This window comes from Paraburkholderia acidisoli (genome assembly GCF_009789675.1).
GTDB classification, from domain to species: Bacteria; Pseudomonadota; Gammaproteobacteria; order Burkholderiales; family Burkholderiaceae; genus Paraburkholderia; species Paraburkholderia acidisoli.
On sequence record NZ_CP046913.1, the window covers coordinates 148,375 to 165,878 of the forward strand.

Genomic DNA, 17,504 nt, shown 5'->3' on the forward strand with positions numbered 1-17,504 from the left:
CCCTCTTCAGGCCATCAGGCCAGCGACGACTGTGAACTGGACGCGGTCGTCCAGTTGCAGGGTGTCGCGAATCCATTGCTGGTAGTTGTTGAACAGATCAATCGTGGCACTTTCCTTTTGCCTGCGGCGCGCAGCGTTGACTTGCGCGATACCCTGCCTGAAGTCCAGCTCCAGCTGATGTAGGTGCTTGTCTTGTAACGTTTTCAGTTTGCCAAGTTCCCGATCCAACCGTGCCCGACAATCGGCTTCAAAGGCGTGCTTGATTGGCTTGATATGAGCTTGGGCAGCCTGAATCACCTCGGGCAAAGCTTGCTGCAGCGTATGGCTATTCAGGGCCTGGCCATCATTGGTCAGGGTGTGGCCGGTGTCATTCGATAGCCCGGTTCGTTGCAGGACTTCGTTTAGAGTCAGCACCCCATGGATCTGACCGGTAGGGCCGACCTTTACACCGACCCATTCGGCCAGCACAGCCTGACCACGGCGATTGGGCGCCTGCGCGAGGACGAGGACAACAGCTTCGTCCTTGGCCAAGCCCTGCGAAACACGAATAAGCGGAGCGCTTTGGCGACGGAACAAGGCCATGAGCTTGTAGTCCAGCCACTGCGCAATCGGATGCAGCGGCCAAAGATAATGCACTTGAGCCCATGCGTTGGTATCGCGGGCATGCTTGATTGCGGTTTCGACCACTTTCTTGTCCGCACTGAGCGAGAAGCTATTGTCGTTGGGCCACATTTCGTCCGCGAGATCTCGCCCCAGCACCTGTGCCAGATCTCGACTGGGCTGGAAGCTCAAGGTGCGATGTATGTCGTCGGCCTGCACGGGCCGGTGCTCCCGCGGCGCCTGATGGCTCAGCCAACGTAGGGCGTCTCGGGCATAGCAGTAGCTGTCGTGGAACAGACTCGGTAGTTCGGCGGTGGGAGCACAGTCTGGGGCGACGGGTTCGGTAGACGTGGTGTCCTGCACCTCGTCCACGCTTCCCCAAAGCGCCTCGAAAGGGTCGATGTCGTTGCCGGCCAGCAACGCGGCAAAGGCCTCGGCGGTGCTGTTGCCTTCGATGGCCTTGGCGACCTCTGCGGTCTCCAGTTCTTCGTCATACAGGCCCATGAAGGCCGAGGGGTCGCCGATGTTTTTGGCGGCTTGTTCGTCTTTGTCGATCAGGATTTCCAGATAACGAAGGTCCCCACGGATCCGCTCGTTGCGCGGCTCTGTGAGCAGGTAGGCGATTTTCGGAGTGCGGGTCTGACCGTAGCGGTCAACACGTCCATTTCGCTGCTGGAAGACCATCAGCGACCAGGAAATATCGAAGTGGATTAGCCTATGCGCCTGATAGTGCAAATTGAGGCCTTCGGAAGCGACGTCGGATGCGATCAGCAGACGTAGTGACGAGTGGGTTTTGCCAAAGTCTTCGACCGTTTCCTGTATTTGCTGATCGGGCAGTTGACCATGCAGAATGGCTACGGTGTCATCTTCGAGACCTATGGCTCTAGGCAGTTCTCGTTGCAGGAATTTCAGGGTTTCCACACGCTCAGTGAAGATCACGAGGCGGTCGCTCGGGTCGTTGCCGTCCCAGCGCCAGTGCGGATCGCTTTTGAGCCGTTGAATGAGATGCTTGAATTTACTGAAGTTGTCTGGACTGATGGCTTGTACCAGGCTTTGCAGGTCGCGCAAGATTGGCAGGTCAGGATGGCTCGGAACTTTGCTTTCCAGCTTCCGCAGGCGCTCTTTCAGCGTTTGTACGCAGGCAGCGGGCGAGGAAAAGAGGGCCTTCTCCAGAACGGTGCGGAACAGCATGGCGCCCTCGCGTGCGCTCGTCCCGTCGCTCGCCAGCTTGAGTTCTGCCAATGCATCGAAGGCGAGGTTTTCCGCCGGGCTGGCGCTGCACGACAAGCGGAACACCTCGCGCTCCGGGAAGTCCTGCTTCATCTGCTCGCGAACATCTTTTTTGAATCGGCGCACGAAAAGGTGCTCCACATCGCCGCGAGTGTAATCGGCACCAGGCGGCAAGACCGTGGGGTCGAGCATGCGCATCAGGCTGGCGAAGCTCTCCTTCCTCCCGTTGTGCGGTGTGGCGGTGAGCAAAATCAAAGCGTCGGATCGTTGCGCCAGCAGGTCGGCGAGACGATTGCTTTGTGTGCGGTTTCCCTTAAACGAGACATTGTGGGCTTCGTCGATGATGATTAGATCCCACCAGGCGCTTTCCAGGTAGTGTCGGTATTCGCTGTCGCGCTTCAACGTATCAACCGAAATGATCGTGCGGTCGTAGTAGCTGAATGGGTTGTGATTGGCTGGAATGTCACGTCGGATTCGCTGGATGCCCGCAGAGTCAAGTCGCGTCAAAGGAATAGTGAAACGATTCCAAAACTCCTGCTGAAACTGACGCATCATGCTCTTCGTGGTGACCACTAAGATGCGGCGGGCCTTACCTCGGCGCATGAGCTCAGTGGTTAGAATGCCGGCTTCAAGCGTTTTTCCTAAGCCCACCGTGTCGGCGATTAATAGGCGCGGGCGCAATTGCTGCAATACCGTGTGCGCGGGCGCGAGCTGAAAGGGCAAGGCATCCATTACGCCATGATGCCCCAGCACCACAGCTTCGCTTTGCAAGGCGGACTGCCGCAGGCGTGCTTCGATGAAGAGACGCGCAGCAATAAAGGTCGGGGAATCGTCGTTCACCAGCTCGGTCTTAGCCGGATCGATCAGCGTAACTTCCTCAAGCTGGCTAAGGAATAACGCGTGGCGGTTTCGCACGGTTTCCGACACGCCAATGCAGGAGAGTTGCCAGCCTCCAAGGTTGCATTGGTCCGCACTCTGGATGATCCATTCTTCGTCGCGGATTAGCGCGCGTGCACCTGGTGCGGGGGCTTGAGTCAGTTGCATCAGTTAATTGCCTGTGAGGAAGTTGCGGGGCACGCGGGTTCTTGATAGCCGGGCGCCAGCCGGGCGTTTTCGACGCCGTAAAGAGTCATGGGGTTGTGCAACCAAAGACGGTACTGTTCGTCAGTTAGATTGTGGTCGGGTGAACAATCCACGCCCCAACGCAGCAACATATAACCGGCCACGGCGGCACGCACGCGGAGGTGCAGCGTGCCGTCAGTTATGCCGTAATCGCGAGAGACGATCTCGGGACAATCTAGGCGTGGATGAGGCACAAGCTCCAGATCGATCGTGCGGCTCCACTGGTTGTCGTGCTCCGGGCGCTCGTGCAGGAGAGCTTCTTCTTCGATCGCATTCAGGACGTCGATGCGGGTGAGTACGAACTCGCGGAAGGATTGGCGTTTGCGGTCGAAGGCGCGAACGTGCCAGCGCATACCCGTATCAACGAGAGCGAACGGTACTATGACCCGCTCGGTCTCTTCGCTGCTCGCAGATTTGTAGCGAATGGCCAAGGGCTGGCGCGCTTTGATCGCACGACAAACGGTGGCCAAGGTGTCGAGCGGCGGCGGGCACAATAATGCGGGTGTTTCACAGGCCAGTAGGGCAGCAGGTTCAGCATCGTCGCCTTCGCCAAAGCCGTGGGAGAGGGCGATTAGAGCACGATGCGACGATCGGTGAAACATAGGGACGAACGCAACACCAAAGCGGTATAGCTTGGTGCTGCCATCGAAGCGGATGTTGTTTGGAGCCAATTCCCGATACAAAGCCAAATCACGGGTTGCGGCGGCCGGCGCAATACCAAAACGGTTGATCAGATCGGCGCGCCCAAGTGCGCCGGTGAAATAGAGGCGAAACTCGATGTAGGCCAGCCGCTCACGCTGCGCGTGAGATAGGTTGGTCGCCGTACGATTGCCTGGTCCGGCAGCTGGGGTCATTGCAGGAGCCGTCGTTATTCATTTTGGTCTGGACGCTTTATATCATCAAAATGATGATGTTAGCTAGGTCGTGCTTTCCGAGCGCCCATCTCCGGAGCCGTTGCAAGGCCGGTCGCGTGTTCAGTCGATAGCCACGCGGTTGTCTGTAAGGCGTAGGTATGCTGTTGCTTTTGAGTCACACCGCTCAAAGACGCGTAGAATTTTTCCATGCTATCGCGAGGTGGCTACGCCTAGAGAAACTAGGCACTTTAATGGTGGGGCAACTTTGGGGGCATCTTCTTATTCTCCGGCTTTGTGAGCCTTATAGGCTGGGAGATAGGCGGATTAGTTTGGGAGCCCTCCGCCCACCAATAGATTCAACCGAAACCCGCGTAGCGTAAGGCTTCGCGGGTTTTTTGTTTTGGCAGTGCGCCGCCCCCTCCAGCTTCCCCGAAATTCCCGCGCAACCTCCCAAAAATGTCCCCCTAGCAACAGCACGGAGAGATTTTTGGGTTACGTGAAGTACCTACCGCAGAGCTTGCGGCTGACTTCTAAATGCGTATCTAAACGCACTTCGGGGGACCGTACCTGTCTCAATTACAGGTCCGTGGACCACTTAGGTCACTTCCAACGATGCTGGGGCCCGCACTTTCTAATCGTGTCCTTAATGCTTAGGCACTCGGTGAGAGTATCTTCGCCGACCTACTGCAACGATATTCAGAAATTCCACGCGAGCGCCCATCGGCTACCAACCTGGATCAAAATTCCTGGTCGGAGGGGGCGTCTGGCTTAAATCCGAGGTTCTGACCTGGTTGCGAGGCCACCGGGCGTGGCGCGAACCAGTGAGCGCGAAGAGCTAGAGACGTCCATCGTCAACGCAGCCCCCCCATCTCACCTCCCAACCACCGCCTCCCGGCGAATCTCCCCCGCCGCATGAGCATCGGTGTCCTCCGCCGTCCTCACCAAAAGCTCCACCCGCACCCGTCGCACCGCCATCCACAACACCGCGCCATACACGAGCGGCACAAAATTCGCGTGCAGAAAGTCGCCAGACAGGTCGCCGAACGGCGCATAGATCCAAGCCACGCAAATGATCTCGCGCTCCCAGCGCAGCCAGCCATCCCGCAGCGCCTTGGCGGTGAAGAATGCGAGCGCCACGCCCAGCCACGGCGAATCGTAGTTGTAGAGATAAGGGCTGATCATGAACGTGCCCGCGATCAGCGCCGTCGCGCGCAGCGCCAGATCGGTCGAACGTCGCCAGACCCACGCCACCGTGACGGTCGCCACGATCGCGAGACAAGCTTGCCCGAGGTAGGCGTAGAACACGGGCACGTGCACGAGGCGCAGCGTCGCGAAGAAGCTGGCCATGCGGCCCCACGGCAGCGCGCCGCTTTCCAGACCGCTGCGCGCGAGATGCATGCCCTGCAGAAAGGCGGGAAAGGCTTCCGGGCCGAACACCACCACTGACAAACCGGTGAACAGCACGACAGTGACGGCCGCCGCGGCGAACGCCGTCCACATGCCCGCGCAGGCGAGCGCCACCGGAAACAGGATGGCCAGGTGAGGCTTGATCGACAGCATGCCGATGCAGACTCCCGCCAGAACCGGCCGCTTTTCCAGCAGGAGGAACGCGCCCAGCGCGAAGCTCGCCGTGAGGCAGGCGTTCTGCCCTTGCGCCATGTTCAGCCACATGCCGGAAAACGCGAAAATCGGCAGCAGCGCCGCGCGCATCGGCAGAATCTTGCGCACCAGATACACGAATACGCCCGTGGTGAGGGCGGTGAACGCCAGCGAAGAGACACTGCACGGCACGAGCGCGAGCGGCCGCAGCAACAGCAGGAAATTCGGCGGATAAAAGAACGGCGCGGCGTCGGGGAGCAGCGGCTGGATCCGCTTGGCGGTTTGCGTGAGCGCGTCGAACGAATAGGCCTTGAGCGGCGTCCCTTCGAGCCACAGACGCGAGGCCATCCAGAAGGTGCGGAAGTCCATGCCGTTGGGCTGACCATACGTGCGCCACATTTTCCAGCCCGTGCTCACCACGAAGAATGCCCACGAGAACAGCACCACGGCGCTATAGGCGCGCAACCGCGCCGGGTTCAGCCAGTGCCTGGCGGGTGGGGAAGCGAAAGGGCGCGCCTCGTTCATGCTCTTGCCTGCATTCATCTTTAGTTCGTCAACACCACGGCCGTGTAGCCGGTTCCGCTGCCGCCGCTGGACTGACACTGCAACGCCACGACCATGTTCTTGTACTGGCAGTCCTCGCCGTAGCCGGGGCTGCCGGAGGTGATCTGCGAGCAATGCGACGACGGGCTGTAGTACTGCTCGCCGGGACCCACGCCGCCCGCGTCGTCCCACCAGAACACGGCCGCGGGCGCGACGGCTGTCGACCCGCTGCCGCTCGCGAGCGCCGAAAGCTGTGCGCAACTCGGCGCCGAATAGTTCGCGCCGGCCGAAGTCATGTCGAAGCAGCTGCCGCGCGCGGCGGCGGGCGCCTGCGAGCTCGTCGAGATACCGGACAGATAACTCTTCGTCACCCCGGCTCCCGTCTGCACGTACAGCGAGCAATTCCCGGTGCCCTGCTGGCTCGTGCGGTACTGCGTCTTGCAGCTGTACTGCGTGACGGTGGTGGTCGGCGTCGAAACCGTCTTGGTCGTGGTCTGGTTGTACCAGGTGCTCGACTGCGAGGTGGTCGTCGTGGTGTTTCCGTTCGTCGTGGTCGGGGTTCCGACCGTCGTGCAGCCCGAATTCGCGTTGTTCGGCGCACTCGTTCCGAAGATCATCGTGAGCTGATCGTAGCCCGAAGGCAGATTCGAGCTCGTTCCCGAAACGGTCCGGCCGCTCGGATACAGCGTGCTGGGCGGCAACGTGAGCGAGTAGGAGTTCACGTTGTAGCTGCTGCTGCTGCTCGTCGAGGTACCGGCGCCATAGCCGGTCGTGGTGGTGGTCGTCTGCGTGTTGGTCGTGGTGACCGACACCGTCGCCGAGTAGGTGTAGTTCGAGTTTTCGCTGGGCGATTGACCGTTCATCAGCAGCGACGAATAGAACGCCTGCGAAGATCCGCTCGGCGCGCCGTACGAGTTCGCGCCCGTGACCGTCACGCCGCAGTTCGAATTGCCGACGTTGCCGTTGGTGTCGTTGCGCATCATCACGCCGAGCGGCTGGTTCACGGAGAACGTGGGCAGGTTCTGGCTCACGGCCTGACCCATCGACGAACTCGGCGAATAGCTCGTGTAAATGCGGTAGTAGTTGTCGGTGCTGTAGGCGGGCACGCTCGAATAGTCGTAGCCGGTCTTGGTCGAATTCTGCGGCACCTGGTAGAGATAGACGCTGTTGCCGTCGCACGCCGCCGAGACCTGGGTCGGGAACGCGAGGTTCGCCTGCACCACCGGGTTCGCCGCCGTGGCGGTCGTGCTGATCGTCGCCATCGAAGGCGCGACGAGCGCCATCAGCGTGGTCTGCACCTGTGCGGTGGCGCTCACCGTCACCGAGTGGGCGGCCGAGGTGCCGAGCGTCGGGTTGATGGTGCCGCTCGCGTTGGTCGTGACCGTGGGCGCCGAGACGGAGATGGCGATCGGCAGAATCGCGCGATTGAAATAGTTCGTGGCCACGCTCGACGCGAGCGAGCTTTGCGTCGAGTCGATGAACACGGCCGCGCCCGCGAGCGCGGCTTCGTCCACGGCGTTCTGCAGGTCGGAGCGAAACTGCACCATGCGCCCGATGTCCACGGCGATCCCGACGCAGAGCAGCAGCGGGATCAGCAGCACGAGCAGCATGAGGCTCGAGACGCCGCGCTGTTTCGACGGGCGCGCGCGCTGGCGCGAAGGCTGACGTGGCGCGCGCGGCGCGCGCTGTGTAGAGGGAATTGCGGTCACGGATTCGGTCCTCACGTGCACGGCGCCGTACAGAGAATCAAGCCGTTGCTGCGCGGTCGCGCGAACGCGGTATGCGTCAGGGTCAGCAGGCCCGGGATGATGTAATGGAGCGGCGAGTTATAGACGTAGTTGACCGTGACCACGATCACGCTGTCGCCGGGCGAGCCCGCCGTGGGAATCAGGTTGGTCGGCGACGTGGCGAGCGACTTGGCGCTCGAGCCCAGCGCCGTTGCCGTGGTGCTGCACGATTTGTCGCTTTCCCAGTCCACCGTGGGACCGGTCAGCGAATAGTTGGTCACGCTCGCCACCGCCATCGAAAACGACGAGTTGTTGGTGCCAACGGCGAACGGCGTCATCATCAGCGTCCCGGCCGTGCAGAAGTTGCCGAGCGAGCCCGAGGTGCCGCTCGTCACGCCCGCCGCCTGTTGCGCGACCATGTCGGCGATCGCCTGCGAGGCGCTGTCCACTTTCAGTTGCGCCCGCACGAACTGGGAGATTTCGTACGTGGCGAACACGAGCGTCAGCATGATCGGCAGGATGATGGCGAACTCGAGCGCCGCGACGCCGCGATTGTCCGCGAGAAGTGCACGCAGCCTGCGCATCAGTAGGGCTCCGTCTGGAAGGCGATCGTGGAGATCAGCATGGCGTTGCCGGTGACGAGCTTCAGACCCGGCAGCATCCACGGGTACGAATAGCCGATCTGCAGCAGCACGTCGTAGTTGGCCGAAACGGTGGCCTGCGTCTGTGCCATGGTCTGGCCGCTCACGGCCGCGGTCTTGAGCGTCGTGAAGCCGTAGCCGGCGGGCGAGCCCGATGCCGCGGCGGCCACGTAAAGCTGGATGTTGCTGGCGCACGACGGCACCAGCGTGAACTTCGAGAACGTGAGGTCGTTGCAGATGACCGTGGTGAGCGAGCTCGCGTAACTGCTGCCCGAGAGATTGCCGATCCGCAGTTGCCGGGCGGCGTCGCGCGCGGCATTGTCGAGCATCTCCTGGACGACGAACACGAAGCTCAGTTCGAGGATCATCGTGACGACGAGGATGAAGAACGGCAGGATCAGCGCGAACTCGAGCGCCGTCGCGCCGCGCGCGCGCCGCTTGCTGGCCGCGAGCCGGCGCCGCGCGCGCGCCGGGCGGAAGGGTTTTCCCGTCATCGTATTGGTCCCTTGCCGCGTGTCTTACTTGGCTTCGATCAGGCGCGACTGGCCGCCGAAACCGCCCGTGAGCGGGATCTGCGCGTCGCTGGCGCTCGAGAGCGCCGTGGCCGGGCTCGCCGGAGCCAGCGCCGCGCTCGTGGCCGCGGCGGCACGCCTCGGCGCGGGCAGCGTGGCCGGCGTCATCGAAACGGTGCGTGCGTCGCTGGTTGTCACCGAGACGGGCGTCGCCACCGGCGCCGCGACCGCCACCGCCGCTGCGGCCGGCTGTGCGCTTTGCGAGGCCGTGGCGCGGCTTTGCATCGCCGAACGCACGCGCGCGTAGTAGCGCAGGTTGTCTTGCACCGAGTTCTTGGGCAGGTCGGCGAGCAGGATCTTCTCGGCGGCCGCGTCGTTGCCGAGCAGGCCGTAGGCGAGCGCGAGATCCTGGCGAGCCTGCGGCGGCGCGTCGGCAATGCTGGCCACGTCGAGCAGCACGTTCACGCCTTCGCGCGGGCGTCCGGCGAGCGTGAGCGAGAGACCGAGGTCGATACGCAGCGCCATGGCGTCGGGGTGCTGCGCGAGCGCGTCGCGGTAGGTCGTCTGCGCTTCGTCGTGATGGCCGGTGAGGTCGAGCACGGTGCCGAGACCGGCGGCCGCGGCCGGATCATTGGGCGTGCGCGCGAGCAGATCGCGATACAGGTGCGTGGCCTCGTCGAAACGCCGCTGCTTGAGCGCGACGCGCGCGAGCGCGAGCTTCGGCAGGCGCGCGTCGGGCGCGATCGCGGCGGCGCGGCCATAAGCGATGCGCGCGCGTTCGAGGTCGCCGGTCTGGAACAGACAGTCGCCCATGCCGAGATTGGCGTCCACCGAGTTCGGATCGGCCTTGAGCGCCTTCTCGTAGAGCGAACCCGCCAACTGCACGTCGCCCGATTCGAGCGCGCCCGCGGCGATACGCAGGTCGTCGGTCGCGCCGAGCGTGTGCGTCAGCGGACGCGGACCGGGGGGCGCCGCCGCGTAGTGCGGCGTGCTGGAGCAGCCCGCGAGCAAGCCGAGCGGAACGAGAAGCGCAGCGAGCAGCGCTCGCATGGGGCGAGGAATAGGGTTCATTTTCCAAACACAGTCAGGAGGCGCAGGACCGCCGGACCCGCGGCGACGATGGTCACCGTCGGCAGGATGAAGAGCATCATGGGCAACGTCATTTTCGGCGCGAGTTTCGCGGCCTTTTCCTCGAGCTCCAGCATCGCTTGCGCGCGGCTGCCCTTCGAGAGCGTCTTGAGCGCGCTCGTGATCGGCGTGCCGTACTGCTGCGATTGCACGAGCGTCGAAACGAGGCTGCGCACCGAAGGCAGGTCGATGCGGTCGCTCAGGTTGTTCAGCGCGATCGCGGCGTCCCCGCCCAGATGCAGTTCGGAGGACGTGATATCGAGTTCGTCTGCGAGCGGCACGGACACCGTGCGGATTTCCTTCGCCACGCGCTGGATCCCAACGGCGAGGCTGTGCCCCGCGTTCGTGCAGATCACGAGCAGGTCGAGCGCGTCGGGCAGCACGCGGGCGATCTGGCGGCGGCGGCGGCGCGCCATGAACGAGAGAAAATATTCCGGCACGATCATGCCGATGATGAACGCGGCGAGCATGAGCATCGCGCGCAGGATCAGGAACTGGCCGAACACGGGTACCTTGGCGCCGAACACCACGGCGCAGGCGCCCGCGGCAATGCCGCAGGTGAACTTCAGGCCCACCAGCATCGACATCGCGCGATGTCCGTAGAAGCCCGCGCGGCGGCAGGCGAGCGCGAGTTTCGCGCGCTGCTTCGCGTCGAATAGCGGCAGGCGCTCGCCGACCAGCGCGAACAGCCGGCTCAGTTTGTTCACGCGCCCGAGCAAGCCGGCGTTGGCGTTTTCACCCGCGTTCGGATTGATGCTGTGCGCAGCCAGCGACATGGCGCGTGCGCGTTCCGAAACGCGCGCGCGTGTGCTGTTGCCGGTGCGAATGTACAGATACACGCCCGCGATCAAGAGGCCGATCAGGACGAGATTGCCTGCCGCGACGGACATCGAGTTCATCAATTCGTCTCCAGCTTCGCCATTTTGTTCACGATCATCAGACCGATCGACATCAGCACGCCCGCCGCGCCCAGCAGGTCGCGGCCCAGTTCGGTCGCAAACAGCGGGTCGAGATATTGCGGGTTCATCAGGTAGAGGGCCGCCATGATGACGAACGGCACCGCCGCGATGATCTTGCTCGTCATGCGGCCTTCCGCCGTGAGCGCCTTCGTCTTGAGCTTCATGTCGCGGCGCGCGCGAATGATCGTCGCGAGATTTTCCAGCGTTTCGCTCAGCTGGCCGCCGGTTTCGCGTTGCAGGCGCAGGCACACGGCGAAGAACGCGAAGTCGGAAATTTCGATGCGCGCATTGGCGGCGTCGAGCACCTCGAATACGTCGATGCCGAGTTTGAGCGCGTCGCCCATGGTGCGGAATTCGGTGCGCACGGGTTCGTCCGCCTGCTCGCCGGCCGCCGCGATCGCGTAGGTCACGGGCACGCCCGCGCGCACGGCGCGGATCACGAGATCGAGCGTGTCGGGAAACGCCTTGAGAAAACGCGTGCTGAAACGGCGGTTGAGCATGCGATACGCCATGACCACCGCGAGCGCGGGCAACAGCAGAAACAGCAGCGGCACGAACGGCCCGTGAATCCAGGGCAATTTGGACGCCACGATGCTCGCCACGAATCCCAGCACCGCCGCCACCACCATCCACTTCATGCCGTGCGAGCCGCCAATGGTCGCGAGCCGCTGACGATGACGCCGATACCACACCTCGAGCCAGCCTTCGGGCGAGCGCAGCTTGAAAAGCTCCGCGGCCTTCGCATCCGGCGACACCGTCTCGGTGATCTCCAGCGTCTGAATCTCCTGCAGACGCACGCGAATGCGCACCTCCGGCTGCGCGCGCCGCGCATCGCGCAACGTCGAGAGAATCAGGCCGATGAAGATGACGCCCAGAAAGGCGCCTGCGGTGACGATGTCGGCGGGGCTCATACCTTGATCGCCTCCATGAGCGCGTCTTCGAGGCCGTAGTACGCCGCGCGGCCCGCGAACACGGGGCGGATCGCCGAGCAGTCGAACGTGCCTTTCACTTCGTCGTTGTAGCTCGTCGTGTCGTAGCGGAACACGAAGAGATCCTGCGTCGTGACGATGTCGCCTTCCATGCCCGCGATTTCCGACACGCGCGTGATGCGGCGCACGCCGTCGCGCATACGCTCGACCTGCACGATCATGTGCACGGCGCTCGCGATCTGGCGGCGGATGGAGGCGAGCGGCAGGTTGCCGTTCGCCATCATCACCATGCTTTCCAGACGCGCGATGGCGTCGCGCGGCGTGTTCGCGTGGATCGTGGTCATCGAGCCGTCGTGGCCCGTGTTCATCGCCTGCAACACGTCGAACGCTTCGGCGCCCCGGGTTTCGCCGAGGATGATGCGGTCGGGGCGCATCCGCAGCGCGTTGCGCACGAGGTCGCGCTGGTCCACGCCGCCCGTGCCTTCGGTGTTGTCGGGCCGCGTTTCGAGGCTCACCACGTGCGGCTGCTGGAGTTGCAGTTCGGCCGCGTCTTCGATCGTGATCACGCGCTCGCGTTCGTCGATGAAATGCGACATCGCGTTGAGCAGCGTGGTCTTGCCGGAACCCGTACCGCCCGAGATCAGGATGTTCAGGCGCGAGGTCGCGGCGATCTTCAGCACGCGCGCCATTTCCGCCGACATGTTGCCCTGCTGCGCCATGCGCGCGAGCGTGATGTTGCGCTTCGAGAACTTACGAATGGCGATACACGCGCCGTGGATCGCGAGCGGCGGCAGCACGACGTTCACCCGGCTGCCGTCGGCGAGACGCGCGTCGACCATCGGGCTGCTTTCGTCGACGCGACGGCCGATCGCCGCCGCGATGCGCTGCGCGACGTTGACGACGTGCGCGTTGTCGCGGAATTGCAGCGGCGTGAGTTCGAGGCGGCCGTGGCGTTCCACGTACACCTGGTCGGGGCCGTTGACCAGAATATCGGTGACGGTGTCGTCGGCGAGCAGCGGCTCGATCGGACCGACGCCGAACATGTCGTTCAGCAGCTCGTCGACCATCAGCATCTGCTCGGCGAGCGTGAAGTTCATGCGCTCGCGCTCGACGATATCGGCCACGATCTGCTCGATGCCTTCGCGCACTTCCTCGCGCGTCTTGAGCACGGCGGCCGAGACGTTCATCGACGAAAACACGCCGGTGCGGATCACCCGGAATGCTTCCGAGCGGATCATGGTCTCGCTGACTGCCGCGGCCGCGGGCGCGGGTTCGCGCCGGACTTCGATGTCGCGCGACAGGCGTGCAATGGCGGCCGACGCTTCGCTCGTGCGCGGCTTCTCGGCCGGCTGCACCTGCGGCGCGTGGCTTTCGATATCGCGTTTGAGACCGAAACTCATGCTTTCTTCCGGGGGATGAAGCGGGCGTACCACGGCGCGGCCGCGGTGCTGTGCGTACCCGTGAGGTTGTCGGCGAGCAGGCTGATCGCCACGCCGAACTCGCTGTCCGGACGCACGCGTTCGCCGAGGTTTTCGGCCGCGGCGACCGACTTGCCGTCGAACGGGAATTCCTGCGTGACCGGATAACCGATCGCCGCCGTGAGATCGCTCGACGCCACGCGGCCCGCGGCCGGCTGGCCCGGATTGTTGACGAGCACGGAAATGGTCGGTTCGTTGCCGGCCGACTGCGCGTAGCGGATCATGCGCGTGACTTCGCGCGCCGAATGCACGGAGCGGTCGGCCACGAGGTAGATGTTCTTGGCGGCCGAGAAGGCTTCCTCGGCGGCAATGCCGCTCGCGCTCGGCATGTCGAGCAGCACGTAGTGGAAGTGGTGCTTGAGCGTCGAGACCAGTTCGCTCAGCGCGCCTTGCTGCAGCTCGAACGCGTTGCCGTAGTCGAGCTCCGACGAGAGCACGAACAGGCGCGGGCCGAGCGTCACGAAGGTGCGCTCCATGTACTGCACGTCGAGCCGGTGCACGTTCTCGAGCACGTCGGTGAGACCGTTGTTGCTCGTCAGGCCGAGCAGCGTGCAGGCCGCGCCGCCGTTCAGGTTGAGGTCGAGGTACGCGACCCGGCGCATGGTCACGTCGGCAAGCTGGCGGGCCAGCGCCACGCCGATGGTGGTCGTGCCCACGCCGCCGCGCGTGCCCGCGATCGCGATCACCTTGCCGGTGCGGCGATGCTGGAGCGGCTCGGCGTTCGTGGTGGTGTCGAAGGTGCGTTGCAGCAGCTCGGAGGTGAGCGGCTTGACGAGATAGTCCTGCACGCCGATCTTCAGCAGATTGCGGAACAGGCCGACGTCGTTGCGCTCGCCCACGGTCACGACCGAGACGGACGGCTCGCACACTTGCGCGAGGCGTTCGAGGTCGGAGAGCGGCATGTCGGAACCCGACACGTCGATCAGCAGCTTCGACGGCGAGCGCTCCATGCTTTTCAGGCGCTCGATGGCGTCGTCGACCGTGCCGATCGCGATGAACGCGTGCTGGATCATACGGTCGTGCACGTAGCGGCGCACCGACTCTTCGGTCTGCGCGTCGCTCACGTACGCGACGAATTCGGCCGCCTGGGCCGCCGTGGCTTTGCCGGGACGCAAGCGTGAAAGGGTTTCGGATACACCCATCGCAGTGACTCCTTATGCGCCGAGCGCGTCAATGGCCCACATTCGTCGTGGCGGGCGCGGCGTCCGGTGCCGCGTGCGGCTCCGGCATGGCGTTGTAGCGCGACAGGGCGCGCTCCGCGACGACGCCGTTCGTGCCGCCGTAAGGCGTGGGCTGCACGATGTCGGCAGGCCGCGCGAGTTGCGCGGCGAGATTCGAATAGGTCGCGCAACCGAACGGAATCGACGGATGTTCGACCATGTCGGGGTCGCCGATCGTGGAGGGCAACGCGATCGACGCGCAGTTCGGGCCGAGTGCATGCACGCCGTCGAACTGGATCGACTGGGCGCTGGGCAGGCCGATCGGCGGACGCTCGGACATGCACGCGCCGAGCGCGGCGCACAGCAGCAGCGCGAGCGGCAAGCGGCAAAAAAGGGTTCGCGGGCGCAAGCTAGCCATCGCAACTTCTCCTTCAGTAGACGAAGCCCGCGGCGCCCACGAGCCGCGGCGTGTCGCCGGACAGCGGGTCGATGCCGAGCGAGCGCTGCACGCCATACTCGATGTCGCCGCTCGGTGAGATCAGCGTGTCGAGCGGCGTGCGCAGACGGTTGCCGTCGGTCGGATTCACGAGGTACGGCGTGATGATGACGACGAGTTCGGTTTTCTTGTCCTGATACTGGCGCGACGAGAACAGCTTGCCGAGCACCGGCAGCGTGCCGATACCGGGCAGCGCGGCCAGCGTGTCGCTCGAGTCGCTCGTCAGCAGGCCGCCGATCGCGAAGCTCTGGCCGCTGCCGAGTTCGACCGTGGTCGAAAGACGGCGCACGCTCAGGCCCGGAATGGAAATGCCGTTGGTCGTGATGCTGGCCGTGCTGTCGATCTGGCTGACTTCGGGGTTCACCTTCAGGCTGATGCGGTTGTCGGACAGCACGGTGGGCGTGAAGTTGAGCGACACGCCGAACGGCTTGAATTCCACGCCGATCGAACCGCCGCTGCTGCCGCTTTGCGAGACCGGAATCGGGAACTCGCCGCCCGCGAGGAAGCTGGCCGTTTCGCCCGACATGGCCGTGAGATTCGGCTCGGCGAGCATCGTGATGAGGCCTTCCTGGTCGAGCGCGTCGATCAGCGCCTGAATGTTGGTCTTGCCGGCCTTGAAGCCGAGCAGCGTCGAGAACGCGTTGCTGCTCGCGATCTGATAAACGCCCGAGGTGTCCTGAATCGTGCGGCCCGAGAGCATGCCGCCGATGAAGTTGCCCCACATGCCGCCCACCGCCGACCAGTTCACGCCGAACTGCTGCGTGACCGTGCGGTCGACTTCCGCAATGCGCACGTGCAGGTTCACCTGCATCGAACGCGTCACCGTGAGGCGGTTGATGAGCGATTCCTTGTCGTGCAGATACGGCTTGAGCGTTTGCACCACGGCGTCGGCGTCGGCGGCGCTCGGCACCTGGCCCGCGACCAGCAGCGAACCGGGCGCGGCTTCCACGTGCAGGGTCAGCGCCGGAAAGCGCGTGGCGAGCATGTCGTGCAGCGCGTCGATGTCGGTGTTCACGACCACCGTGCGCTGCAGGATGGTCTTGTTGTTGGCGCCGAGCGCGTAGAGCGTGGTCGAGCCGGCCTTCTTGCCGAGCACGAACACGGCTTGCGAGTTGGGCACGTGCACGTCGGCGATGTCGGGATCGGCGACGAACACGGCGGTGGCGGGCGCGGGCAGGCGCAGCATCACGCCCTTGCCGGTGCCGACGGCGAGCGGCGTGCCGGGCGCTTCCGCAACCGGCGCGCTGGGCGTCGCGTAGATCATCGGCGAATTCGCGGCGCCCGACGCGGAGGCCGCGCCAGGAACGGTGCGCATCGGACCGGCGGCATGCGCCACGGTCATGGCCGTCATCGAAAGCGCCAGCGCGGCGGCGAGCGACGCGAGGTTTCCGAGTATCGACGTCCGGCGGCTACGGGCCAGGAATGTGTTCATGAGCAGCTACATCGTTCGGGCAAAGCCCGAGGTTCGAATAACCGGCGTGCGGGCGCGAACGCCTAGTGCATGCCGAAGGTTTGCGCCATCGGGCTCGGCAGGGGCGGGACACCGATCGTCGGCTGCGGCAACGGGCCGCCTCCGCCTGCGCCGCTGCCATGCATCACCGGAACGGCGTTGTTGTCGCTTTGCGTCGTGACGGCGGAACCGCGATAGATCGTCACGCTCGGCGCGGCCACCGGCGCGGCCGGCAACGGCGTGCCGCCCGCATTGGCGTTGCGGACGTTGCCCGGCAGCGCCCGCAGCGCGCGCGAGATGTCGCCGGCCCACACGGGTTGCGCCGAGGGCAGCGTGTCCGAGGTCGCGTCGGGCGCCGACGCCGCGTTGGCGGCGCGGTCGAGCGTCGCGAAGCTGCGCAGCGCGAGCGAGAGGCTGCCGAGGCGCGCGGCCACGGCGATCGCTTCGGCCGTGTGCGGCGAGACTTCGAGCGTGACCGTGCGTGCGCGCGTGTTGGCGTCGGTCGAATCTTTCGACGGCACGAGTTCCGAACCCACGGCGAGCACGCGTGCGTGCTGCACCACGGTTTCGCTCGAGACGGACTCGTCCGGCGAGTCGGTCTTGCCCTGCATGCTCTGCGTGAGGATCAGGTCGACGTAATCGCCGGGCTGGATCAGGCCGGCATTGCCCGAGACGTCGTCGATCGCGACGGACACCGCGCGCATGTCGGGATGCAGGGTAGCCGAGAGAAAGCCGGGCGCGTTGGCCTGGATCACGTCGGAGGCGAGAATGGGCGCGCCCGCGGTCACGGCGTGGCGCAGCACCGCGCCCTTGAGCGTGACGTCGTGCTGCGGACCGTCGATCACGGCGCCGGCCGGCGTACTTTCGTGCGGCACGGCTTTCCAGTTGAGATCGTCGTCGCGCAGCAGCAGGCCGCGCGGCAGATCGGCCGCCGCGATGCGGATGCGGTCGGTGGTCGGCTCCTGCGGTCCGGCCGGCTTCGAAGCGGCGATAAAGAACCCGCGCAGGATCAAGGCGACCAGCGCCGCCAGGATGACCAGGAAACCTACCTTAACGATATTAGACATGCCAGTTAC

General features: G+C 64.5%; 14 protein-coding genes. All 14 read right to left on the reverse strand.

Going from position 1 to position 17,504, the window contains the following annotated elements; genetic code table 11:
* Nucleotides 1-6: 6 nt before the first annotated feature.
* Nucleotides 7-2,874, reverse strand: a complete 2,868-nt coding sequence (locus FAZ98_RS00615) for a DEAD/DEAH box helicase (protein ID WP_158947790.1) — start codon at nt 2,872-2,874, stop codon at nt 7-9.
* The gene (locus tag FAZ98_RS00620; protein WP_158947792.1) at nt 2,874-3,806 is read right to left on the reverse strand and encodes a helix-turn-helix transcriptional regulator; all 933 of its coding nucleotides are present in this window, start codon (nt 3,804-3,806) and stop codon (nt 2,874-2,876) included. Before FAZ98_RS00620 ends, FAZ98_RS00615 begins: the two co-directional genes overlap by 1 nt.
* Nucleotides 3,807-4,676: 870 nt before the next feature.
* Entirely contained in the window at nt 4,677-5,948 is a 1,272-nt protein-coding gene (locus FAZ98_RS00625; protein ID WP_158947794.1) for a glycosyltransferase family 87 protein, read from the reverse strand.
* 2 nt (nt 5,949-5,950) lie between these two features.
* On the reverse strand, nt 5,951-7,657 hold the full coding sequence (locus FAZ98_RS00630; RefSeq protein WP_158947796.1) for a TadE/TadG family type IV pilus assembly protein: 1,707 nt from the start codon (nt 7,655-7,657) through the stop codon (nt 5,951-5,953).
* An 11-nt stretch (nt 7,658-7,668) separates the two neighbouring features.
* Nucleotides 7,669-8,259 (reverse strand): TadE/TadG family type IV pilus assembly protein, encoded by a 591-nt coding sequence (locus FAZ98_RS00635; RefSeq protein WP_158947798.1) that lies wholly within the window; start codon nt 8,257-8,259, stop codon nt 7,669-7,671.
* A complete protein-coding gene (locus FAZ98_RS00640) occupies nt 8,259-8,810 on the reverse strand; it encodes a TadE family protein (RefSeq protein WP_158947800.1) in 552 nt (183 codons plus the stop codon). Before FAZ98_RS00640 ends, FAZ98_RS00635 begins: the two co-directional genes overlap by 1 nt.
* Before the next feature lie 24 nt (nt 8,811-8,834).
* Nucleotides 8,835-9,899 carry a tetratricopeptide repeat protein gene (locus FAZ98_RS00645; protein ID WP_158947802.1) on the reverse strand — a complete coding sequence of 355 codons (1,065 nt, stop codon included), beginning with the start codon at nt 9,897-9,899 and terminating at the stop codon, nt 8,835-8,837.
* Nucleotides 9,896-10,846 carry a type II secretion system F family protein gene (locus FAZ98_RS00650; protein ID WP_158951811.1) on the reverse strand — a complete coding sequence of 317 codons (951 nt, stop codon included), beginning with the start codon at nt 10,844-10,846 and terminating at the stop codon, nt 9,896-9,898. The genes FAZ98_RS00645 and FAZ98_RS00650 overlap by 4 nt, the downstream gene beginning before the upstream one ends.
* An 8-nt stretch (nt 10,847-10,854) precedes the next feature.
* Entirely contained in the window at nt 10,855-11,826 is a 972-nt protein-coding gene (locus FAZ98_RS00655) for a type II secretion system F family protein (RefSeq protein ID WP_158947804.1), read from the reverse strand.
* The gene (locus FAZ98_RS00660; protein ID WP_158947807.1) at nt 11,823-13,244 is read right to left on the reverse strand and encodes a CpaF family protein; all 1,422 of its coding nucleotides are present in this window, start codon (nt 13,242-13,244) and stop codon (nt 11,823-11,825) included. The genes FAZ98_RS00655 and FAZ98_RS00660 overlap by 4 nt, the downstream gene beginning before the upstream one ends.
* Nucleotides 13,241-14,464: an AAA family ATPase gene (locus FAZ98_RS00665; RefSeq protein WP_158947809.1), complete on the reverse strand. Its 1,224-nt coding sequence runs from the start codon at nt 14,462-14,464 to the stop codon at nt 13,241-13,243. Before FAZ98_RS00665 ends, FAZ98_RS00660 begins: the two co-directional genes overlap by 4 nt.
* Nucleotides 14,465-14,492: 28 nt before the next feature.
* Nucleotides 14,493-14,900 carry a CpaD family pilus assembly lipoprotein gene (locus FAZ98_RS00670; RefSeq protein WP_158947811.1) on the reverse strand — a complete coding sequence of 136 codons (408 nt, stop codon included), beginning with the start codon at nt 14,898-14,900 and terminating at the stop codon, nt 14,493-14,495.
* A 13-nt stretch (nt 14,901-14,913) separates the two neighbouring features.
* Entirely contained in the window at nt 14,914-16,320 is a 1,407-nt protein-coding gene (locus FAZ98_RS00675) for a type II and III secretion system protein family protein (protein ID WP_158951812.1), read from the reverse strand.
* Nucleotides 16,321-16,472: 152 nt separating this feature from the next.
* Nucleotides 16,473-17,495 (reverse strand): Flp pilus assembly protein CpaB, encoded by a 1,023-nt coding sequence (gene cpaB / locus FAZ98_RS00680; protein WP_158947813.1) that lies wholly within the window; start codon nt 17,493-17,495, stop codon nt 16,473-16,475.
* Nucleotides 17,496-17,504: the final 9 nt, after the last annotated feature.